21 protein-coding genes are annotated in these 18,995 nt (G+C 65.4%); 16 read left to right on the top strand and 5 right to left on the bottom strand.

Annotated elements, in window-relative coordinates; genetic code table 11:
* Window positions 1-14: 14 nt before the first annotated feature.
* The 3 genes from CAL12_RS01495 to CAL12_RS01485 all read right to left on the bottom strand — a co-directional run bounded on the left by CAL12_RS01495 (window position 15) and on the right by CAL12_RS01485 (window position 1,945).
* Window positions 15-341: a type II toxin-antitoxin system PemK/MazF family toxin gene (locus tag CAL12_RS01495; RefSeq protein ID WP_086062863.1), complete on the bottom strand. Its 327-nt coding sequence runs from the start codon at window positions 339-341 to the stop codon at window positions 15-17.
* Window positions 341-565: an antitoxin MazE family protein gene (locus CAL12_RS01490; protein ID WP_086067610.1), complete on the bottom strand. Its 225-nt coding sequence runs from the start codon at window positions 563-565 to the stop codon at window positions 341-343. Before CAL12_RS01490 ends, CAL12_RS01495 begins: the two co-directional genes overlap by 1 nt.
* 177 nt (window positions 566-742) lie before the next feature.
* Window positions 743-1,945, bottom strand: a complete 1,203-nt coding sequence (locus tag CAL12_RS01485; RefSeq protein WP_086062862.1) for a cytochrome P450 — start codon at window positions 1,943-1,945, stop codon at window positions 743-745.
* A 359-nt stretch (window positions 1,946-2,304) separates the two neighbouring features.
* Here CAL12_RS01485 and CAL12_RS01480 point away from each other — a divergent pair, with 359 nt between their 5' ends.
* The 3 genes from CAL12_RS01480 to CAL12_RS01470 all read left to right on the top strand — a co-directional run bounded on the left by CAL12_RS01480 (window position 2,305) and on the right by CAL12_RS01470 (window position 5,301).
* Window positions 2,305-4,536: an NADP-dependent isocitrate dehydrogenase gene (locus CAL12_RS01480; protein ID WP_086062861.1), complete on the top strand. Its 2,232-nt coding sequence runs from the start codon at window positions 2,305-2,307 to the stop codon at window positions 4,534-4,536.
* 249 nt (window positions 4,537-4,785) lie between these two features.
* A complete protein-coding gene (locus CAL12_RS01475; protein ID WP_420042780.1) occupies window positions 4,786-4,959 on the top strand; it encodes a hypothetical protein in 174 nt (57 codons plus the stop codon).
* Between the two features lie 18 nt (window positions 4,960-4,977).
* The gene (locus CAL12_RS01470) at window positions 4,978-5,301 is read left to right on the top strand and encodes an XRE family transcriptional regulator (RefSeq protein ID WP_086062860.1); all 324 of its coding nucleotides are present in this window, start codon (window positions 4,978-4,980) and stop codon (window positions 5,299-5,301) included.
* A 75-nt stretch (window positions 5,302-5,376) separates the two neighbouring features.
* On the opposite strand, the gene CAL12_RS01465 is transcribed toward CAL12_RS01470, so the two are convergent.
* Window positions 5,377-6,150, bottom strand: a complete 774-nt coding sequence (locus tag CAL12_RS01465) for an IclR family transcriptional regulator domain-containing protein (protein ID WP_086062859.1) — start codon at window positions 6,148-6,150, stop codon at window positions 5,377-5,379.
* Window positions 6,151-6,349: 199 nt separating this feature from the next.
* On the opposite strand from CAL12_RS01465, the gene CAL12_RS01460 reads away from it, so the two are divergent.
* The 6 genes from CAL12_RS01460 to CAL12_RS01435 are packed head-to-tail and all read left to right on the top strand — an operon-like array spanning window position 6,350 to window position 11,175.
* Window positions 6,350-6,823, top strand: coding sequence for a MaoC family dehydratase (locus CAL12_RS01460; RefSeq protein ID WP_086062858.1), 474 nt, complete (start codon window positions 6,350-6,352; stop codon window positions 6,821-6,823).
* Between the two features lie 10 nt (window positions 6,824-6,833).
* Window positions 6,834-7,268, top strand: coding sequence for a MaoC family dehydratase (locus CAL12_RS01455; RefSeq protein WP_086062857.1), 435 nt, complete (start codon window positions 6,834-6,836; stop codon window positions 7,266-7,268).
* Between the two features lie 50 nt (window positions 7,269-7,318).
* The gene (locus tag CAL12_RS01450; protein WP_086062856.1) at window positions 7,319-8,308 is read left to right on the top strand and encodes a Bug family tripartite tricarboxylate transporter substrate binding protein; all 990 of its coding nucleotides are present in this window, start codon (window positions 7,319-7,321) and stop codon (window positions 8,306-8,308) included.
* Window positions 8,309-8,318: 10 nt separating this feature from the next.
* Window positions 8,319-9,608: a CaiB/BaiF CoA transferase family protein gene (locus CAL12_RS01445; protein ID WP_086062855.1), complete on the top strand. Its 1,290-nt coding sequence runs from the start codon at window positions 8,319-8,321 to the stop codon at window positions 9,606-9,608.
* Window positions 9,609-9,625: 17 nt separating this feature from the next.
* On the top strand, window positions 9,626-10,021 hold the full coding sequence (locus tag CAL12_RS01440) for a Zn-ribbon domain-containing OB-fold protein (RefSeq protein WP_086062854.1): 396 nt from the start codon (window positions 9,626-9,628) through the stop codon (window positions 10,019-10,021).
* Window positions 10,018-11,175 (top strand): acetyl-CoA acetyltransferase, encoded by a 1,158-nt coding sequence (locus CAL12_RS01435; RefSeq protein WP_086062853.1) that lies wholly within the window; start codon window positions 10,018-10,020, stop codon window positions 11,173-11,175. The genes CAL12_RS01440 and CAL12_RS01435 overlap by 4 nt, the downstream gene beginning before the upstream one ends.
* A gap of 1 nt (window position 11,176) precedes the next feature.
* On the opposite strand, the gene CAL12_RS01430 is transcribed toward CAL12_RS01435, so the two are convergent.
* Window positions 11,177-11,941: a GntR family transcriptional regulator gene (locus CAL12_RS01430; protein ID WP_232464666.1), complete on the bottom strand. Its 765-nt coding sequence runs from the start codon at window positions 11,939-11,941 to the stop codon at window positions 11,177-11,179.
* Window positions 11,942-12,135: 194 nt separating this feature from the next.
* Here CAL12_RS01430 and CAL12_RS01425 point away from each other — a divergent pair, with 194 nt between their 5' ends.
* The 7 genes from CAL12_RS01425 (at window position 12,136) to CAL12_RS01395 (ending at window position 18,994) form a co-directional block, all read left to right on the top strand.
* Window positions 12,136-13,299: a thiolase domain-containing protein gene (locus CAL12_RS01425; protein WP_086062851.1), complete on the top strand. Its 1,164-nt coding sequence runs from the start codon at window positions 12,136-12,138 to the stop codon at window positions 13,297-13,299.
* Between the two features lie 4 nt (window positions 13,300-13,303).
* On the top strand, window positions 13,304-13,711 hold the full coding sequence (locus tag CAL12_RS01420; RefSeq protein ID WP_198298349.1) for a Zn-ribbon domain-containing OB-fold protein: 408 nt from the start codon (window positions 13,304-13,306) through the stop codon (window positions 13,709-13,711).
* Window positions 13,708-14,583 carry a MaoC/PaaZ C-terminal domain-containing protein gene (locus CAL12_RS01415; RefSeq protein WP_086062849.1) on the top strand — a complete coding sequence of 292 codons (876 nt, stop codon included), beginning with the start codon at window positions 13,708-13,710 and terminating at the stop codon, window positions 14,581-14,583. The genes CAL12_RS01420 and CAL12_RS01415 overlap by 4 nt, the downstream gene beginning before the upstream one ends.
* Window positions 14,584-14,594: 11 nt before the next feature.
* Complete coding sequence (locus tag CAL12_RS01410; protein WP_086062848.1) at window positions 14,595-15,512, top strand: SDR family NAD(P)-dependent oxidoreductase; 918 nt, start codon at window positions 14,595-14,597, stop codon at window positions 15,510-15,512.
* Between the two features lie 55 nt (window positions 15,513-15,567).
* Window positions 15,568-16,764, top strand: coding sequence for an acyl-CoA dehydrogenase family protein (locus CAL12_RS01405; protein WP_086062847.1), 1,197 nt, complete (start codon window positions 15,568-15,570; stop codon window positions 16,762-16,764).
* A gap of 11 nt (window positions 16,765-16,775) precedes the next feature.
* A complete protein-coding gene (locus CAL12_RS01400; RefSeq protein WP_086062846.1) occupies window positions 16,776-17,927 on the top strand; it encodes an acyl-CoA dehydrogenase family protein in 1,152 nt (383 codons plus the stop codon).
* A gap of 83 nt (window positions 17,928-18,010) precedes the next feature.
* Window positions 18,011-18,994, top strand: coding sequence for a Bug family tripartite tricarboxylate transporter substrate binding protein (locus tag CAL12_RS01395; RefSeq protein ID WP_086062845.1), 984 nt, complete (start codon window positions 18,011-18,013; stop codon window positions 18,992-18,994).
* The last annotated feature ends 1 nt before the right edge of the window (window position 18,995 follow it).

The following is an 18,995-nucleotide window of genomic DNA, read 5'->3' as shown; positions in this document are numbered from 1 at the left end:
GCCGGCGCGAGCTTCTACTTCGCGATTCTCAGCAAAACGGCCAGGCAGCGTTCGACCTCCTGCAAGGTCTCGCCCTCGATGCGGCCGATAGGGCGCCCTATCTTGTCGCGCCGCACCGTTACGGCCTTATCCACCATGATTTGAGACGGTTGCCGGAGGCCATTGCCGGTGCTCGGCTGCGCTGTTATCCGCAGTAATGGCGCATCGACGAGCGTGGTGGTGACTGGCAGCACCGTCACGCTACCGTGTTCACTGTATAAATCTGCTTGAATCACAAGGGCCGGCGGACGCGGTTTTCCAAAATCGCCCTGCACGGCGACCGTAACCAGATCACCCCGCATCAGACGTCCCAGCCGTCCAGGTCAGACGCAGCCTGCTCCATCAACTGCGCCATGCCGACATCCCCGGCATCCGCGCGAGTCACCAAAGCCGATTGGCGGCGACATTCTTCAGCGAAATTCGGTAGACGAGCGTCAGGTACCCAAATCTGGACTGGGCGCAATCCGGCCATGCGCAAAGCGGCACGATGCTTATTGACGCGGGCGTTTACGTTATTTCCGGCCATGGCGGCCTCCTGTTTCATGTAACAGTGTAGCGCTCTCCCTGACGTTACATGCAACGCGAGACATGGGCGGCAATGCGCGGCCCTCGACGCCAAGTTGCCTCGGCCAGCTGCCTTGGCCAGCCATTGCCCAGACTGCGAGAAACGGGGTGCTGGCCCGACTTCAGGCCGCACCCATCATCAGTGCGCCACCACCAACGCCTCGACCCCGCGCACCGTATTGCGCTTGCGCCACCGCAGATCATCCAGGTCGACGATGCGCATCTCCGGCAGGCGGGCCAGCAGGCTGCCCAGGCCGATCTGCAGTTCCATGGCCGCCAGCCGGGCGCCCAGGCAGTAGTGGATACCGCCGCCGAACGACAGCAGCCGGTTGCCGGCTTCCTCGCGCTCGAGCAACAGACGGTCGGGCTCGGCGAACCGTGCGGGATCGCGATTCGCCGAGCCCAGGCTCATGAACACAATGGATCCCTTGGGTAGCGCGATGCCGCCGGCCTCGGTGTCCTCCAGCGCGACGCGGGTGAGGAACTGCACCGAACTGTCGTAGCGCATGCATTCGTTGATCGCCTTGGGCAGCAGCTCGGGCCGCTGCCCAAGCAGGCGCAGCTGGTCCGGATGCTGGTGCAACGCGATCAGGGCATTGCCTATCATGTTGGCCGTCGTCTCGTGCCCCGCCACGAACAGCAGGATCACGTTGGACACGATTTCCTCTTCCGTCAGGCCCTGGCCGTCCTCGCGCACCGATAGCAGCACCGACACCAGGTCGTCGCCCGGCCGTCGGCGCCTCGCCTCCACGACGCCGCGGAAATAGGCCTCCACATTGAGCATGGCGGCGTTGACCTGCTCCAGCGCCGGGGCGCCCAGCGGCGCGGCCTCCAGGGCCTGCACCAGTTGCCCGACGTCGCGTTCCAGCACATCGGCGTCTTCGACAGGGATATCCAGCAGCCGGCAGATGATGCGCACCGGCAGGGGCTGGCTGTAGGCCGGCACCAGGTCGAAAGCCTGGCCGCGCGGGAAAGCGGCGATCAGTTCGTCGGCGACGTCCTGGCAGACCTGGCGCAAGCCGTCCACCCGGCGGGCATCGAAGGCCTTCATCAGCAGGGCGCGCAGGCGGGTGTGCGTCGGCGGGTTCATCATCAGGAACATGCGCGCCAGCCCCTGGAAGACAGGCTGCGACGGTCCGTCCTCGCCATAACGGGCGCGTATGCTTTCCAGATAGCCCTTGCCCATGCGGCGATCCACCAGCATGGCGTCGATCATGTCGTAATGACCGGTCATCAGGATATGTGGCGCGACATTGAACAGCTTGCCGCGCGCGCGCATTTTCTCGTACAGCGGGTAAGGATCCCGATAGAACTCGGGCGTGGACAGGTCCTGCAGATTCATAAGGCAACTCCGACAACGAAACCGCGCCGGCCAGGCCGGCCCGGCGCGCATCCAACGCGCTAGTTAACACGGAGTCCATGGCGTTTATTCCATCGCCGTCCCCCACACTTTCCTGAAAGAGGGACAAGCCGTAACCGCGCCGGCCCCGCCCCAGGCGGCGCGCCGGATGCCGGTGCTAGAATCTGTAACGACCCCCGCCCTGTATATGGACGCGGCGCGCGACCCGGCCCGCGACCACGGTGCCCCGCCGCGCCCACGGCGCGCCGCCAGCATGCCCGCGCGCGCCGGCCCGCCGGACTAGCCGCAGGGACCGGACAACATTTCCGCCATTCCACCGTTTGAGTGAGGTTCACGAGCAAATGTCTACCACGTCGAAGATCATCTACACGCTGACCGACGAAGCCCCGGCCCTGGCCACCTATTCGCTGCTGCCCATCGTCCAGGCCTACACCCGCTCGTCGGGCGTCGCCGTCGAAACCCGTGACATCTCCCTGTCCGGCCGCATCATCGCCGCCTTCCCTGAGCTGCTCACCGACGCCCAGAAGATCTCCGACGACCTGGCGGAACTCGGCCGCCTGGCGACCACGCCGGAAGCCAACATCATCAAGCTGCCCAACATCAGCGCCTCGATCCCGCAATTGAAGGCCGCGATCAAGGAACTGCAGCAGCAGGGCTACAGGCTGCCGGATTATCCGGACGAGCCCGCCAACGACAAGGAAAAGGACGCCAAGGCCCGCTACGACAAGATCAAGGGCAGCGCCGTGAACCCCGTGCTGCGCGAAGGCAACTCCGATCGCCGCGCGCCGCTGTCCGTCAAGAACTACGCCCGCAAGCATCCGCACAAGATGGGCGCGTGGTCGGCCGACTCGAAGACCCACGTGTCCCACATGGACAGCGGCGACTTCTACGGCAGCGAAAAATCCGCGCTGATCGCCAATGCCGGCGCGGTGCGCATCGAACTGGCCACCGCCGACGGCGCCACCAAGGTGCTGAAGGAAAAGACCAACGTCAAGGCCGGTGAAATCATCGACGCCGCGGTCCTCAGCAAGAACAAGCTGCGTAGCTTCCTGGAAGCCCAGGTCGAAGACGCCAAGAAGCAGGACGTGCTGTTCTCCATCCACGTCAAGGCAACGATGATGAAGGTCTCCGACCCCATCATCTTCGGCCACGTGGTCTCGGTGTTCTACAAGGACGTGCTGACCAAGCACGCCGACACGCTCAAGCAGGTGGGCTTCGACCCCAACAACGGCATCGGCGACCTGTATGCCAAGATCGCCGGGCTGCCCGCCGACAAGCGCGCCGAAATCGAAGCCGACATGCAGGCCGAATACGCCAAGCGCCCGCGCCTGGCCATGGTGAACTCCGACAAGGGCATCACCAACCTGCACGTGCCCAGCGACGTCATCGTCGACGCCTCCATGCCCGCCATGATCCGCGAAGGCGGCAAGATGTGGGGCCCGGACGGCAAGGCCTACGACGCCAAGGCGGTCATTCCCGACCGCAGCTATGCCGACATCTACCAGGTGGTGATCGACGACTGCAAGAAGAACGGTCCCTTCGATCCGGTCACCATGGGCACCGTGCCCAACGTCGGCCTGATGGCGCAGGCGGCCGAGGAATACGGCTCGCACGACAAGACCTTCCAGATCCCCGCCAACGGCACCGTCCGCGTGGTCGACGAGTCGGGCAAGGTGCTGCTGGAGCAGCCGGTGGAAGCCGGCGACATCTGGCGCATGTGCCAGACCAAGGACGCGCCGGTGCAGGATTGGGTGAAGCTGGCCGTGAACCGCGCCCGCGCCACCGGCACGCCCGCCATCTTCTGGCTGGACAAGAACCGCGCCCACGACGCGCAGATCATCGCCAAGGTCGAGCGCTACCTGAAGGACCACGACACCACGGGCCTGGACCTGCGGATCATGACGCCCTCCGAGGCCTGCAAGCTCTCCGTCGAGCGCATTCGCAAGGGCCAGGACACCATCTCGGTCACCGGCAACGTGCTGCGCGACTACCTGACCGACCTGTTCCCCATCATGGAACTGGGCACCAGCGCCAAGATGCTGTCCATCGTGCCGCTGATGGCCGGCGGCGGCCTGTTCGAAACCGGCGCGGGCGGTTCGGCGCCCAAGCACGTGCAGCAGTTCGTGGAAGAAGGCTTCCTGCGCTGGGACTCGCTGGGTGAATTCCTGGCCCTGGCGGCGTCGCTGGAACACCTGGCCGACGTCCACGGCAACACCGCCGCGCGCGTGCTGGCCAAGACGCTGGACGAGGCCACCGGCAAGTTCCTGGACAACGACAAGTCGCCCGCCCGCAAGGTCGGCGGCCTGGACAACCGCGGCAGCCACTTCTACCTGGCCTTGTACTGGGCCCAGGCCCTGGCCGCGCAGACGGAAGACAAGGCCCTGCAATCGAAGTTCGCCGGCATCGCCAAGACGCTGACGGACAACGAGGCCAAGATCGTGCAGGAACTGGCCGCGGCGCAAGGCAAGCCGCAGGATATCGGTGGCTACTACCGCCCGAATGCGGAAAAGACCAGCCAGGCCATGCGACCCAGCGCCACGCTGAACAGTGCGTTGAAGCAGTTGGAAGCGTAACGCCGGAAGCGCGGGTTCCTGCGCTTCCTAGGCAAAAAGCCGGCCCTTGGGGCCGGCTTTTTTTTTCTCGGAAGCGGGGACGTCGGAGCTGGAACACGCCGCATCCAGGCGTTCGATCCGCCGCCGCGAACGATATATAGGCGCCTCTCCACAAGCCAGCTGATAACTCAGGCTGGGAACCTGACGCCGATTATCGGCACCCATATTCCCTTGACGGAATATTCCATCAAGGGATCTGGACACGGCCGGATGCGGGAACTTAGGACACAGCATTGCGGCTGTCCGTTACGGACGTTATATGCTTTCGACACGCGGCGCTGCGCGATTTTGCTTATCGGAGGCGACAGACCGGGGACAACCGTTGGTACACGACCCACGTTCCCGTCGCCGACCGCCTATACGATGATCACCTCATGCAGCTAGCTAAAGAAGGGCTTATCGATGGCTAAGAAATATTCCGAACTGCGCGCAACGCTATCCCCCGAGTCGCGAGCGCGTGCCCAAGTCAAGGCGCGAGCGATGGCCGAGATGCCCTTGCAAGAGCTTCGCCAGGCACGTGGCCTATCGCAGAAGATGCTTGCCGAACTACTTCACGTGCAGCAGCCGTCCATCGCAAAACTGGAGAAGCGCGCCGACATGTACATCTCCACGCTGCGCAGCCATATCGAGGCCATGGGGGGCGAACTCGATGTGATCGCGCGCTTTCCTGATGGCTCGGTGAAGATAAGCAATTTCTCGGAGATCGACGAGAACGCCGCGGCCTGAACCGTCGGCCGGCAACCGACAGCCTGCATCGGGCAGCCGGGATGAACCGGCACGCCGCCGCGCCCTGCGTGGCGGCTACCGCAATCCCACCATTGTCGACCGCAGCTGCGACGCGGTCTGGCGCAGGGGCTGCAGGAATTCCGTCACCGCGGCGTCTTCCTGGTAGGCGCCGGCCGGCAGGCTGACGTTGATGGCGGCGACGATGGTGCCGTCCTGGTCGCGCACCGGCACGGCCAGGCCGGCGATGGAGTCGTCCAGTTCGCCATCCACCCAGGCATAGCCGCGCTCGCGCGCCAGCATGACCGTCTCGCGCAGGCGGTCGCGGTCCACCACGGTGATGGTGGTCAGCTTCTTCAGCTTCGCACTTTGCAGATACGCGTCCAGCGCGTCGTCTTCCAAGCCGGACAGCAGCACCCGTCCCATCGACACGGCATGCGCCGGCAGCCGGCTGCCCAGTGACGGGCTCATGGACAGGATGCGCTTGGTGTGCAGGCGTTGGACGTAGACGATGTCTTCCTCGTCCAGCACCGACACGGCGCAGGACTGGCCGATCCGCGCGCCCAGTTCTTCCAGCGCCAGCTGCGATTGCCGCCAGAACGGCAGCGTGTACAGGTACGACAGCCCCAAGCGCAGCACCTTGGGCGTCAGCCAATAGTGCTTGCCGTCCGTCTTGACGAAGGACAGCTCGATCAGCGTCAACAGGAAACGCCGCACCGCCGTGCGCGGCAGGTCGACGGCCGCCGCCACGTCGGCGAGCGTCTGCCGCGCCTCGCCTTGGCCCATCGTCTCGATGATCTTGAGCCCGCGCGCAAAGGTGCGGACGAAGGACTCGCTTTCCGGCGTTGCCATGCTTGCTCCCACATCGCGGCGCGACGAACGCCACGGGTGTGCTTGACACCCGTGCTTCGACTCCCCACAATGACCGTATAGCGGATGGATATATCCGCTTAGCGGTCATTATAAGCAACGCGACCGCAATCGCGCAAGTCCGTGCGGCGGCCGACGCCCGGGCGTTGCGGCCCCCTCCCAACACCGCCCTGGAAAGGCCATGACACAAACCACATTCGAGACAGATTTCTGGAAAGACGCCGCGGCGCGAAAGATCTGGGACGACATCGTTCCCGGCGAACCCCGCAAGACCATCCCCTACACGCTCACGCTGGAAGCCATCCAGAAGTACTGCAAGGTCGTCGGCGACATGCACCCCCTGTACTTCGACGAGAACTACGCGAAAAAGTCGCCCTACAAGGGCCTGATCGCGCCGCCCGCCATCCACATCCTGCTGATGTTCGCCTGCACGCCCACCGACGACTGGATGCGCAGCCCCGGGACCGTCAACGCCGGCCAGTCCTGGAGCTACAACACGCCCGCGCGACCGGGCGACGTCATCCGGCTGGAGGCCCGCGCGCTGGACAAGTTCATCCGCAAGGATCGCCTGTTCGTCGTGCATGACAACGTCTTCTTCAACCAGAACGACGAAGTGATCTGCTCCGGCCGCGGCTGGACCATCCGCCCCATGTAAGGAGACAACGATGACCCATGCATTCGACACGCTCGCGGCCGGCCACAAGATCGAGGGCCAGCCCTTCACGCCTACACGCGAATCCATCCGCGCATTCTGCGAAGCTTCGCTGGACTACAACCCCCTGCATTGGGACGACAACTACATGCAGGGCAATTTCGGCAAGACCAATTTCGGCGGCATCATCATGCACGGCATGAACAACTTCGGCGTGATCACGCGCATGCTGACCGACTGGCTGTACGAACACGGCGGCATGCAGCGCCGGCTCGAAACGCGCTGGAAGTCGCCCGTGAAGCCGGGCGACACCATCACGCCGCACGCCGTCGTCACCGCCACCCGCAAGACCGACAAAAGCCGCTGGGCCACCCTGGACGTACAGGTGCTGAACCAGCGCGGCGAAACCGTTGCGGTGGGTGAAGCCATGGTGGAATTCCCGCACTGAACGCAGCTGGCGCGGCAACGCGCCGGCGAAGACCAACGAGGAGACAACAAATGAAGAAATCATGGCTGCGCAATGTGGCCGCCCTGGCGCTGGGCGCGTTGTGCGTGGGGCCGCTGGCGGCCGCCGCGCAAACCTTCCCCGATCATGCGGTACGCATCGTCGTGCCGTTCCCGCCGGGCGGCACGACCGACATCCTGGCGCGCATGCTGGGCAACGCGCTGGGCGCCGAATGGAAACAGCCGGTGGTGATCGAGAACAAGCCTGGCGCCAGCGGCACCATCTTCTCGGAACAACTGGCACGCACGCCAGCCGACGGCTACACGCTGATGGTCACGGCCACGCATCACGTCATCAACCCCGCGCTGTACAAGAACCTGCGCTACGACAGCAAGGCCGACTTCACGCCAATCGCACAGGTGGCCGCCGTACCCAACGTGCTGGTCGTGAACACGGACTTCGCCGAACGCAACCGCATCGACACCGCCGCCGATCTGGTGGCCTACGCCAAGGCCAATCCGGGCAAGGTGAATTTCGGCTCGGCCGGCACGGGCGGCGCCAACCACCTGTCGGGCGAACTGTTCAAGTCCATGACCGGCGTCAGCATGGTCCACATCCCCTACAAGGGCGCCGCGCCGGCGCTGAACGACCTGCTGGGCGGGCAGATCCCCGTCATGTTCGACTCGGTTCCCGGCGTGCTCCAGCACATCAGGGCAGGCAAGCTGCGCGCGCTCGGCGTCACATCGCTGACGCGCTCCGCCGCGCTGCCCGACGTCCCGACGCTGGACGAGGCCGGCATCAAGGGCTTCGAAGCCACCGCCTGGTTCGGCCTGTACGCGCCCGGCAACATGGACCCGAAGCTCACCGCGAAGCTGTCGCATGATGTCCTGGCAGCCTTGAACACGCCGGCCATCAAGGAACAGTTCGCGCAGCAGGGCGCGGTCCCCGGCACGATGAAGCAGCCGGAATTCGCCCGCTTCGTCGCCGCCGAAATGGACAAGTGGGCCAAGGTCATCGACGACGCCCACATCACCATCCAATAAGGGCAGTGCAATGACGGCAACGAGCAACACCCCGGCGCGCGACCAGGATACGGCGGGCCAGGCCGCCAGGAAGGCGCTTTCGCACATCCGCGTACTGGACCTGTCGCGCATCCTGGCCGGCCCCTGGTGCACGCAGAACCTGGCCGACCTGGGCGCGGACGTCATCAAGGTCGAACGCCCCGGCAGCGGCGACGACACGCGCGGCTGGGGTCCGCCCTGGATCCGCGACGGCGCAGGCCAGGACACACGCGACTCCACCTATTACGCGGCCGCCAACCGTGGCAAGAAATCGCTGACGCTGGATATCTCCACACCCGAAGGCCAGCGCATCGCGCGCGACCTGGCGGTGCAAAGCGACGTAGTCATCGAGAACTACAAGATCGGCGACCTGAAGCGCTACGGCCTGGACTACGAAAGCCTGCGCGCCATCAATCCCCGCCTGGTGTATTGCTCCATCACCGGCTACGGGCAGGATGGACCGAGCGCCAGCAAGCCGGGCTACGACTTCGTCTTCCAGGCCATCGGCGGCTTGATGAGCATCACCGGCGAACGCGACGACCTGCCCGGCGGCGGCCCCCAGAAAGCCGGCATTGCCATTGCCGACGTCATCACTGGCATGTACGCCACCATCGCCATCCTGGCCGCGCTCAATCATCGCGACGTATCGGGCCTGGGCCAGTACATCGACATGGCCTTGCTGGATTGCATCGTCGCACTCGGCGGCAACCAGGTCACGGGCTACTTCGCCACCGGCAAGGCGCCGCGCCGCTACGGCAATGCGCACGCCAGCCTGGTGCCCTATCAGGTCTTCACCGTCGCCGATGGCGAGATCGTGGTGGCCGTCGGCAACGACGACCAGTGGCAGCGCTATTGCGCCGCCATCGAACGCCCCGACCTGGCCGCCGACCCACGCTGGCACAAGGTCACCGGCCGCATCCAGGGCCGCGATACGCTCGTGCCCGCCCTGGCGCGCACCATGCTGGACCGGAGCGCGAGCGATTGGCTGCAACGCCTGGAATCGCACGGCGTGCCCTGCGGCCGCATCAACGACTACGAACAGGTGTTCCAGGATCCGCAGGTCGTGCATCGCGGCTTGCGCGTCGACATCCCGAGGCCGGCGAACGCCGACATCGATGGCGTGGTGTCCACCATCGCCAGCCCGCTGCGGCTGCGCGACACGCCGCCACGCTACGACCTGCCACCACCACGCCTGGGCGACAACACGGAAGCCGTGCTCGGCACCTTGCTCGGCTATACCGCGCGGCAGATCGCCGAACTGCGCGAGCGCCGCATCGTTTGAACGGAGTACTCCGCACCATGCAGGAATCCCCACTGGCGGCCTACCGCCGCCATCTGTCGGCGGGACGTCTCGCCTATCAGTACGACCCGGCCACCGCCCGCGCAGTGTTCCCGCCACGCGTGCTGGGCCCCGGTTCCGGCTCGGGCATGCGGGATCTGGAGTGGCGCATCAGCGCCGGCCTGGGCACCATCCACGCCGTCACCATCGTGCATCCACGCGACCAGGACGCCTACAACGTGGTGCTGGTGGATATGGACGAAGGCTTCCGCCTGATGAGCCGGGTGGAAGGCGCCGATACGCGGCCCGCCATCGGCGCGCGGGTGCGCATGCGCGCCTGCGTGCCCGCCGACGGCGGCGAACCCTATCCGGTGTTCGACATCCTGGACGCGGCCCGAACGCAGGAGGCCGCATGAACACGCCATTGCGTCGCGGCGCCACCGCCATCGTCGGCGTCGCCGAATCCGACCTGGGCAAGGTCGCGCCGGGCCTGGGTCCGATCGATCTCATGGCGCAGGCCGCGGGACGCGCCCTGGACGATTGCGGCCTGTCGCTGCGCGACGTGGACGGCGTACTCGCCACCACGTCGCAAAGCCGGATGCCCACCCTGGCGTTCTGCGAATACCTGGGCCTGCAGCCGCGCTATCACGATGCCACCAACATGGGCGGCGCATCCTTCATGACGATGATAGGCCACGCCCAGGCCGCCATCGAAGCCGGGCTGTGCGAGGTCGCGCTGATTGCCTACGGCAGCACCCAACGCAGCCTGGGCCGCGCCAACGTCGCGGCGCCGGATCCCAATCCGCACGAAACGCCCTACCGCCCGCTATACACGGCCAGCTCCTATGCCCTGGCGGCATCGCGCCATATGCACGAATACGGCACCACGCGGCGCCAATTGGCGGAAATCGCGGTGGCGGCGCGGCAGTGGGCCTTGCGCAATCCGGCAGCCTGGGAAAAGAAGCCGTTGACCGTTGACGACGTGCTGGCGTCGCCCATGATCAGCGAGCCCCTGACGCTGCGCGACTGCTGCCTGGTCACCGACGGCGGCGGGGCGCTGATCGTGACCAGCGCCGAACGCGCTCGCGACCTGCGCCGCGCGCCGGCGTACGTGCTGGGCGTGGGCGAGGCCATCAGCCATTACTCGATCTCCGCCATGCCCGACCTGACCACGACGGCGGCCGTGCAATCCGGCGCCCAGGCCTATCGCATGGCCGGCCTGAGACCCGCGGACGTGGACGCGGCGCAGCTGTACGACGCCTTCACCATTACCACGCTGCTGTTCCTGGAAGACCTGGGCTTCTGCCCCAAGGGCGAAGGCGGACGCTACGTCGAGGATGGCCGCATCGCGCCGGGCGGCGAGATGCCGGTGAATACCAGCGGCGGTGGCCTGTCCTATTGCCATCCCGGGATGTTCGGGATCTTCGCTTTGATCGAAGCCGTACGGCAGCTGCGCGGCGATGGCGGCGAGCGCCAAGTCGCCGGCTGCGAGACCGTCTTGGCCCATGGCAACGGTGGCACCCTGTCCAGCCAGAGCACGGTCATCCTGGGCAGCGCGGCGACGCTCTGACTCAAGCTCGCCCGCGGGTCGCCCTTTGCGTAAAGAGCTGGGCGACCCGCGCATGCGCGGCTTCCACGATCTCATCCTGGCGCCGCCCGATATGCTTCTTCAGTAATGCCGTGCACGCGTCCAGGTCACGGCGCGCCAGCGCGTCGATGATGGCATTGTGATCGTGATGCGTGGCCCGTCGCGTGGGCGCGCCGACATCGATCCAACGCACGAACTGTATGCGCGCGTTGATGTTGTCCAGGACGCGCGACATCTCGAGATTGCCGGCGAGCGCGACGAAGCGCTGATGGAATGCCTCGTCCTGCGCAATCAACTCCAATTGCGAGCAGCCGCTCGCCGCAACGTCCTCTCTCACCAGGCTCGCGACCGCCGCGATCTGCTCGTCGCTGGCGCGCTCCACGGCCAACTGCGCCGCCGCCACTTCCAGCGAGGCCCGCAGTTCATACAGGTCGAACAGCTCCTTGGGATCCAGATTCCTGAAGAAGAAGCCTTTGCCCGGCACCGAACGCAGGAAGCCCTCGGTCGCGAGGCGGTGCAATGCTTCGCGCAACGGCGTCCGGGAAACGTTCAATTCCCGCGCGAGCTCTCCCTCGTTCAGCCTCTCCCCGGGCAGGAAATCGTGGGACACCGCCTTCGCCCGCACGGCGGTATAGACCGTCGCGGCGATGTTCTCGGCCAGCGTCGAGGGGTCGATTTGGTCAGCAGTAGACATGTGGTTCGAACGGTGTGCGGGCCGTGCCTGCCAAGCAAGCCAAGACGCGGTCACCGGCGGGCGCCGGGGCTGTTGGGGATTTGCGCCTACATGTTAACCCTATTGCCAAGCCCCTGAACTTCGCTCAGAATTCAGACCTGTATTCAGAACGGTATTCTTCTGAACAGAACGCAAAAGCAGGGGAGCAAGGCGATGCGCGTCCCCGGCACCGGCCCACCCGAGCAAGAACGAACAGCAGGGACGTATTCATGAGCATCAAGGGACGAGCCTGCATCGCGGGCGTCTTTGAACACCCGTTGCGCAAGGCCGAGCAGCATTCGGTCGCCCAACTGCACGCGGAATGCGCGCGGGGCGCCTTGGCGGACGCGGGACTTACGGCCCGCGACGTGGACGCATACTTCTGCGCCGGCGACGCACCCGGGCTCGGTCCCCTGTCCATGGTCGATTACCTCGGACTCAGGGTGAAGCACCTCGACACCACCGAAACCGGGGGCTCGTCCTACCTCATCCATGTGGCGCATGCGGCCCAGGCCATCGCGGCGGGCAAATGCAACATTGCCCTGATCACATTGGCGGGCAAACCGCGCACCGATCCCTCGACAGCCAAGCCGCGCGAATACGGGGCGACGTCGCCCGACTCCGCTTTCGAACTGCCCTTCGGCATGAACACGCTGGCGGGCTACGCCATGGTCGCGCGACGGCACATGTACGAATACGGCACGACGGCCGAGCAATTGGCCTGGATCAAGGTGGCGGCCGCCACCCACGCGCAGCACAACCCGCACGCCATGCTCCGCAAGCCCGTGACGGTGGAAGAGGTCGTCAATTCACCGCTGGTGGCGGATCCGCTTCACCGCCTGGACTGCTGCGTGGTCAGCGACGGCGGCGGCGCCCTGATCGTCACGCGGCCTGAGATCGCCCGCGACCTGGCACGGCCAGTCGTCACCGTCCTGGGGGCTGGAGAAAGCGCGCGTGGGGTTTACGGCGGGGACGGCGACCTGCTGGTCACCGGCGCAGCCCAATCAGGCGCGCAGGCCTACGCGGAAGCCGGCGTAACGCCGGCAGACATCCAGTACGCGTCGATCTACGACAGCTTCACCATCACTGTCCTGCTGCAGCTGGAGGACCTGGGCTTTTGCCGCAAGGGCGAAGGCGGCCGCTTCGTGCAGGACGGCAATCTTATTTCCGGCATCGGCCGCCTGCCCTTCAACACCGATGGCGGCGGCTTGTGCAACAACCATCCGGCCAACCGCGGGGGCATTACCAAGGTGATCGAGGCGGTGCGCCAACTACGCGGCGAAGCCCATCCCGCCGTCCAGGTGCCCCACTGCGAAATCGCCCTGGCCCAGGGAACGGGCGGCAATCTGGGCGCCCGCCATGGGAGCGCCACCCTCATACTGGGAAGGAGTTGACCTGATGTTCGTGGACAACCGGGAGTGGCCCGCGCCTGCCACCAACCCCGAAAACGAAGCTTTCTTCACCGCCGCCGCGCAAGGCAAGCTGCTTTATGGCCATTGCGTCTCCTGCGGGCGGGCCCATTACTACCCCCGTCGAAGCTGCCCGCATTGCTTCTCGACCGCGGTGGAGTGGGCGGAGGCAAGCGGGCGGGGCCATATCTATACGTACACCGTCACTGGTAATGAAGCGGACCGGCAGGTTCTCGCCTTCATCGAGCTGGACGAAGGCGTGCGCATGCTCAGCAACATCGTCGGCGCGTCGCCCGCGAATTTGGTCGTAGGCGCCAGGGTGCGCGCCGCCTTCGGCCGCGCGGGGACCGTACGGGTGCCTGTCTTTGTCATGGACGAGGCGGAGCGCGGCGCATGAATCTCGACGCCATCAGGACATGGAGCCGAACCGTCGTCCACGATTACACCGCGCGCGACTCCGCCCTGTATGCGCTGGCGATCGGCGCCGTATCCGATCCGCTGGATCCTGGCCAGCTGCGACTGGTGGATGAAGCCGATCAGGTCGCGGTCCCCACCATGGCGGCCGTGCTCGCATCGCCAGGGTTCTGGGCACGCGACGACAAGTCCATGGGAATAGACGCGACGCGACTGATCCAGGGGGAGCAGCGCATCGCATTGGAACGGCCCCTGCCCGCCCAGGGCCGCATCGTCGGCATCTCGCGGGTGTGCCGCGTGACCGACAAGGGCAAGGACAAGGGCGCGCTCATCACCGTATGCAAGACCTTGCAGTCCGAAGATGGCGAAGCATACGGACGGGCGTGGCAGCTGTTCTATTGCCGCGGCGACGGCGGCTTTTCGGCGAGCGGTGCGGACGACGTCCTGCTGGCGGACGAAGTCCCTGGACCGCTGGCACCCGCGCCGGCGCGACCGCCCGACGAATGCGCCACTTGTCGCGTGCGCGACGATGCCGCGCTGCTCTATCGGCTTTGCGGTGACAACAACCGATTGCACATCGACCCCGCCGCCGCCCGGCAAGCGGGTTTTCCGCGCCCCATCCTGCACGGCCTGGCGACGTATGGCTTCGCCGCCGTGGGGGTGATCCGAGCCTACGCGCAGGGCGACGCAACGCGGCTGGCCGCCTTCGACGCGCGGTTCTCGGCTCCGGTCTACCCGTCGGACGACATCGAGTTCCGGATGTGGGACGAGGGCAGCCATGTCGCGCTCCAAGGATATGTCGCCTCCCGCGACGCCGTGGTCATCAGCCACGTTCAAGCCCGTTTCAAACCATAGCGAGACAGATCATGAAGCAGTCCATGTCAGGCAAGGTCGCCATCGTCACAGGTGCCGGGGGTGGGATCGGCCGCGACGTCGCATTGCAGCTGGCCCAGGCCGGCGCGCGCGTGGTGGTCAACGACATCGGTGCGTCGTTGAGCGGCGAAGGAAGCGACGACGGCCCCGCGGCGGCTGTCGTGCGCGAAATACGAACGGCTGGCGGCGAAGCCACGGCCAACACCGACTCCATTGCGACGCGCGCCGGCGCGCAACGCCTCGTGCAACAGGCGGTGGACACATATGGACGGATAGATTGCGTCGTCAATAATGCCGGCATCCTGCGCGACCGATTCTTCCACAAGATGAGCGATGAAGAATGGGACGCGGTCCTCAAGGTGCATTTGTATGGTTCCTTCTACACCAGCAGCGCCGCCGCGCCGTACTTCAAGGAACAGGGCAGCGGCGCCTATGTGCACATGACCTCGACCTCGGGGCTGGTCGGCAACCGGGCGCAGGCCAACTATGCCGCCGCCAAGATGGGCATCGTCGGCCTGTCCCGCACCATCGCCATAGACATGCAGCGGGCCGGCGTACGTTCGAACTGCATCGCGCCTTTCGCCTGGGGCCGCATGGTTGCATCCGTACCGGTCACCACGGAAGAACAAGCGCTGGCAGCCGAGCGCAAACAACTCCTGATGACGCCCGCCAAGGTCGCGCCGCTGGCGGTCTATCTGGCGAGCGAACTGGCGCGCGACATCAACGGGCAGGTCTTTGCCGTACGTGGCAATGAAATCATGCTCATGAGCCAGCCGCGGCCGGTGAAGTCCGTGCACATGTCCGAAGGCTGGACACCGGAAAGCATCGCGGACTACGCCCTGCCGGCGATGCGTGCCGCGCTTACGCCGCTGGAGGAAACCGCGGACGTCTTCAACTGGCCACCCATCTGAACGCCGCCCGTCGCCGTCCGCCGTCACGCCTGCCATTGGCCACACTGGAGATATCGTGGATCTGAATTACAGTCCGCAGGACCTGGAATTTCGCAATACCGTGACCGCCTGGCTGCGGCACAACCTGCCTGAGGACCTGCGCGCCAAGGTTCTCAATCACAAGCGCCTGGACAAGGAAGATTTCGTACGCTGGCACAAGATCGTGGCCGCCCAGGGATGGGTCGGCGCGAGCTGGCCGGTCGAGCACGGCGGAACCGGCTGGAGCACCGTGCAGCGACACATCTGGGACGAGGCGTGCGCCGCCGCCGGCGCACCCATCATCATGCCATTCGGCGTCAACATGGTGGCGCCCGTCATCATGGCTTTCGGCAGCGAAGCACAGAAGCGGCATTACCTGCCCCGCATCCTGAACTGCGACGACTGGTGGTGCCAGGGTTATTCGGAGCCTGGCGCCGGTTCCGACCTGGCGGCTGTCAAGACGCGCGCCGAACGCGTCGGCGACCACTACGTCGTGAATGGCCAGAAAACATGGACCACCTGGGCGCAGTACGCCAACATGATCTTCTGCCTGGTGCGTACCGATCCCGGGGCGCGCAAACAGGCGGGAATTTCCTTCCTGCTGATGGACATGAACGCGCCCGGCATCACCGTGCGGCCGATCATCATGCTGGACGAGGAACACGAGGTCAACGAGGTGTTCTTCGATAACGTCAAGGTTCCCGTGGAGAACCTGATCGGCGAAGAGAACCAGGGCTGGACCTATGCCAAATACCTGCTGGGTCACGAGCGCACCAACATTGCCGCCGTCGGACGCTCGAAAAGAGAACTTCGCTCGCTCAAGCGCCTCGCCCTGCGGCAAGGCAAGAATGGCCAGCCACTCCTGCGGGATCCGGTATTCGCCGCGAAGGTCGCCACGCTGGAAATCGAATTGATCGGCCTCGAAATGCTGGTCCAGAAGACGATCTCGCAGGAAAGCCACCAGAAGTCTCCGGCACCCGAAGCGTCCATGCTCAAGGTGAAGGGCAGCGAAATCCAGCTGGGCATCGCCGAACTGATGCTCGAAGCCGTAGGCCCCTATGGCGCGCCGTTCGACCCGGCTTTCATCGCCGGGGAACGGGAGCACGCGATCACCGGCAATGACGACGCCGCGCCGCTCGCTTCGCTATACCTGAATTCAAGAAAGATCGCGATCTATGGCGGCTCCAACGAAATACAGAAGAACGTCATCGCCAAACTCGTGCTGGGCATGTAAGGAGCGGGATCATGGATTTCAACATTACGCAGGACCAGCGACAATTCGCCGATGCGCTGCGTCGCTGGATCGAGAAAGACTACGGCATGGAAACACGCCGGGCCATCATCCACGCGGAAACAGGCGTGTCGGCGCAGGCCTGGGCGGCGCTCGCCGAGCTCGGGATTCCCGCGCTGCCGCTGCCGGAGTCCGTGGGCGGACTGGATGGCTCCCTGATGGATATGTTCATCGTGATGGAGGAACTGGGCCGCGGGTTGATCGTGGAACCGGTGCTCGCCACGGCAATGGGCGCCCAGTTTCTCCGCCTGTCCGGCGATCATGCCGAACGGCTCGAAGGAATCGCGGCAGGACAGTCGACCATGGCTTGCGCGCTGGGCGAACGGGAGTCCAGATACGACCTCTTCGACGTCGCCGCCTCGGCCAGGCCGGATGAGGGTGGCTACGTCCTGGACGGCGTCAAGACGGTGGTGCAGCATGGCGCGCAGGCGGACTTTCTTATCGTGTCCGCCCGGACTTCAGGCGCACGCCGGGATAAGGCGGGCATCTCGGTCTTCCTCGTCCCCGCCGATGCGGCGGGCCTGGCCGTACGTGACTACAGGACTATCGACGGCCTGCGCGCGGCGGATGTCCGGCTTTCGAACGTCCGCGTGCGCCGGGACTCGCTGCTTTGCCCCGAGGGCCAGGGACTGGCGCTGTTGGAAGCCGTGGCTGACTACGGCATCGTGCTGCTGTGCGGCGAGGCGCTCGGCGCCATGGGGGCGCTGAACGACGCGACGCTCGACTACCTGAAGACACGCGAGCAATTCGGCGTGCCCATAGGCAGTTTCCAGGTACTGCAGCATCGTATGGTCGACATGGCCATCCATCTTGCGCAGGCGCGCGCCGTGGCCACGCTGGCGGCGGCACGGCTGTCCGGCGCAACCGATCCGGAAGAGCGAAGCCGGATGTCGTCGGCGGCCAAGGCGCGGGTCGGCCAGGCCATGAAGTTCATCGCCCAACAGGCCGTGCAACTGCACGGCGGGATGGGGTTGTCGGATGAACTTCCCGTATCCCACCACGTGAAGCGACTGACGATCATAGAGTCGACGCTGGGCGACACCGACCACCACCTGGCACGCTTCGCGGCGCTGTCCCACGTATCGGAAGAGACAACAGCAGCTTGAACCACGGCGCGGCCGCGCGCCACCCGCATCCCCCACACGCAGTTCCATATCCATGCCGTTCCTTTTCCGATGCTGGAGTCATCATGAATCGTCGTGTTTTCTTTTCGGTGTGCGGGAACGCATGCATCGCCGCCAGCCTGGCTTCGCACGCAGTGGCCGCCCCGCCGGTCTCCGGCTTTCCCGAAAAACCCATCAAGCTGATCGTGCCCACCAATCCTGGCGGCAGTATCGACACGATCGCGCGCATCCTGAGCGTTGAACTGGCAAACCAGTTCAAGCAAGCGGTCATCGTGGAGAACAGGACCGGCGCCAGCGGAATGATTGCCGCGGGCGCGGTCGCGCAGTCCACGCCCGACGGCTACACGCTGCTGATCACCCACACCGGCGTGCTGCAGGCCGACCTGCTCCACAAGAATTCGTCTTATCGGCTGAGCGAGCTCGCACCGGTGGCGGAGATCGCCAACACGCCGGTCGTGTTCGGCGTCGGCATGCAGGTTCCGGTCACGGACCTGCCATCCTTCGTCGCGCTGGCCAGGCAACAACCGGATCAACTGAGCTACGGTTCCTATGGAAAAGGGACCTCCGCGCATATATGGGCCGAGCAATTTTCGCAGCGCGCCGGGATCAAGCTGATCCATGTTCCCTACGGCGGTGAAATCCCCGCCTTGCAGGACATGCTCGCCGGCCGTATCACGAGCGCCTGGGGCGCGGTGGGCACCTATAAGCAATATGCCGATGCGCACAAGATCCGCATACTTGCGGTGGCCAATCCCGTGCGGTCCAAGGTACTCCCGGACATTCCAACCTTCATCGAGGCGGGCTACCCCGAAATGAATGCAAGCGGGTGGTGTGGCGTATTCGCGCCCGCCGGTACGCCGAAGGCCGTCATCGCGAAGTTGTCGCAAGCCTTGCTGAAGATCGTCCACCGCGATGATATCGCCCAGCGCATCCTGGTCACCGGCCAGGAGCCGACCGGCGCCGACGAAGAGGCCTTCGGCCAGCGCGTCGCGCGCGACAGGCAGACGTGGGCGAAGGCGATATCGGACCTCCATATCACCCTGGACTAAC

This window comes from Bordetella genomosp. 8, assembly GCF_002119685.1.
GTDB lineage: Bacteria > Pseudomonadota > Gammaproteobacteria > Burkholderiales > Burkholderiaceae_B > Bordetella_C.
Note: the sequence above shows the minus strand (reverse complement) of the source record. Positions and strands in the feature narration are given on the sequence as shown.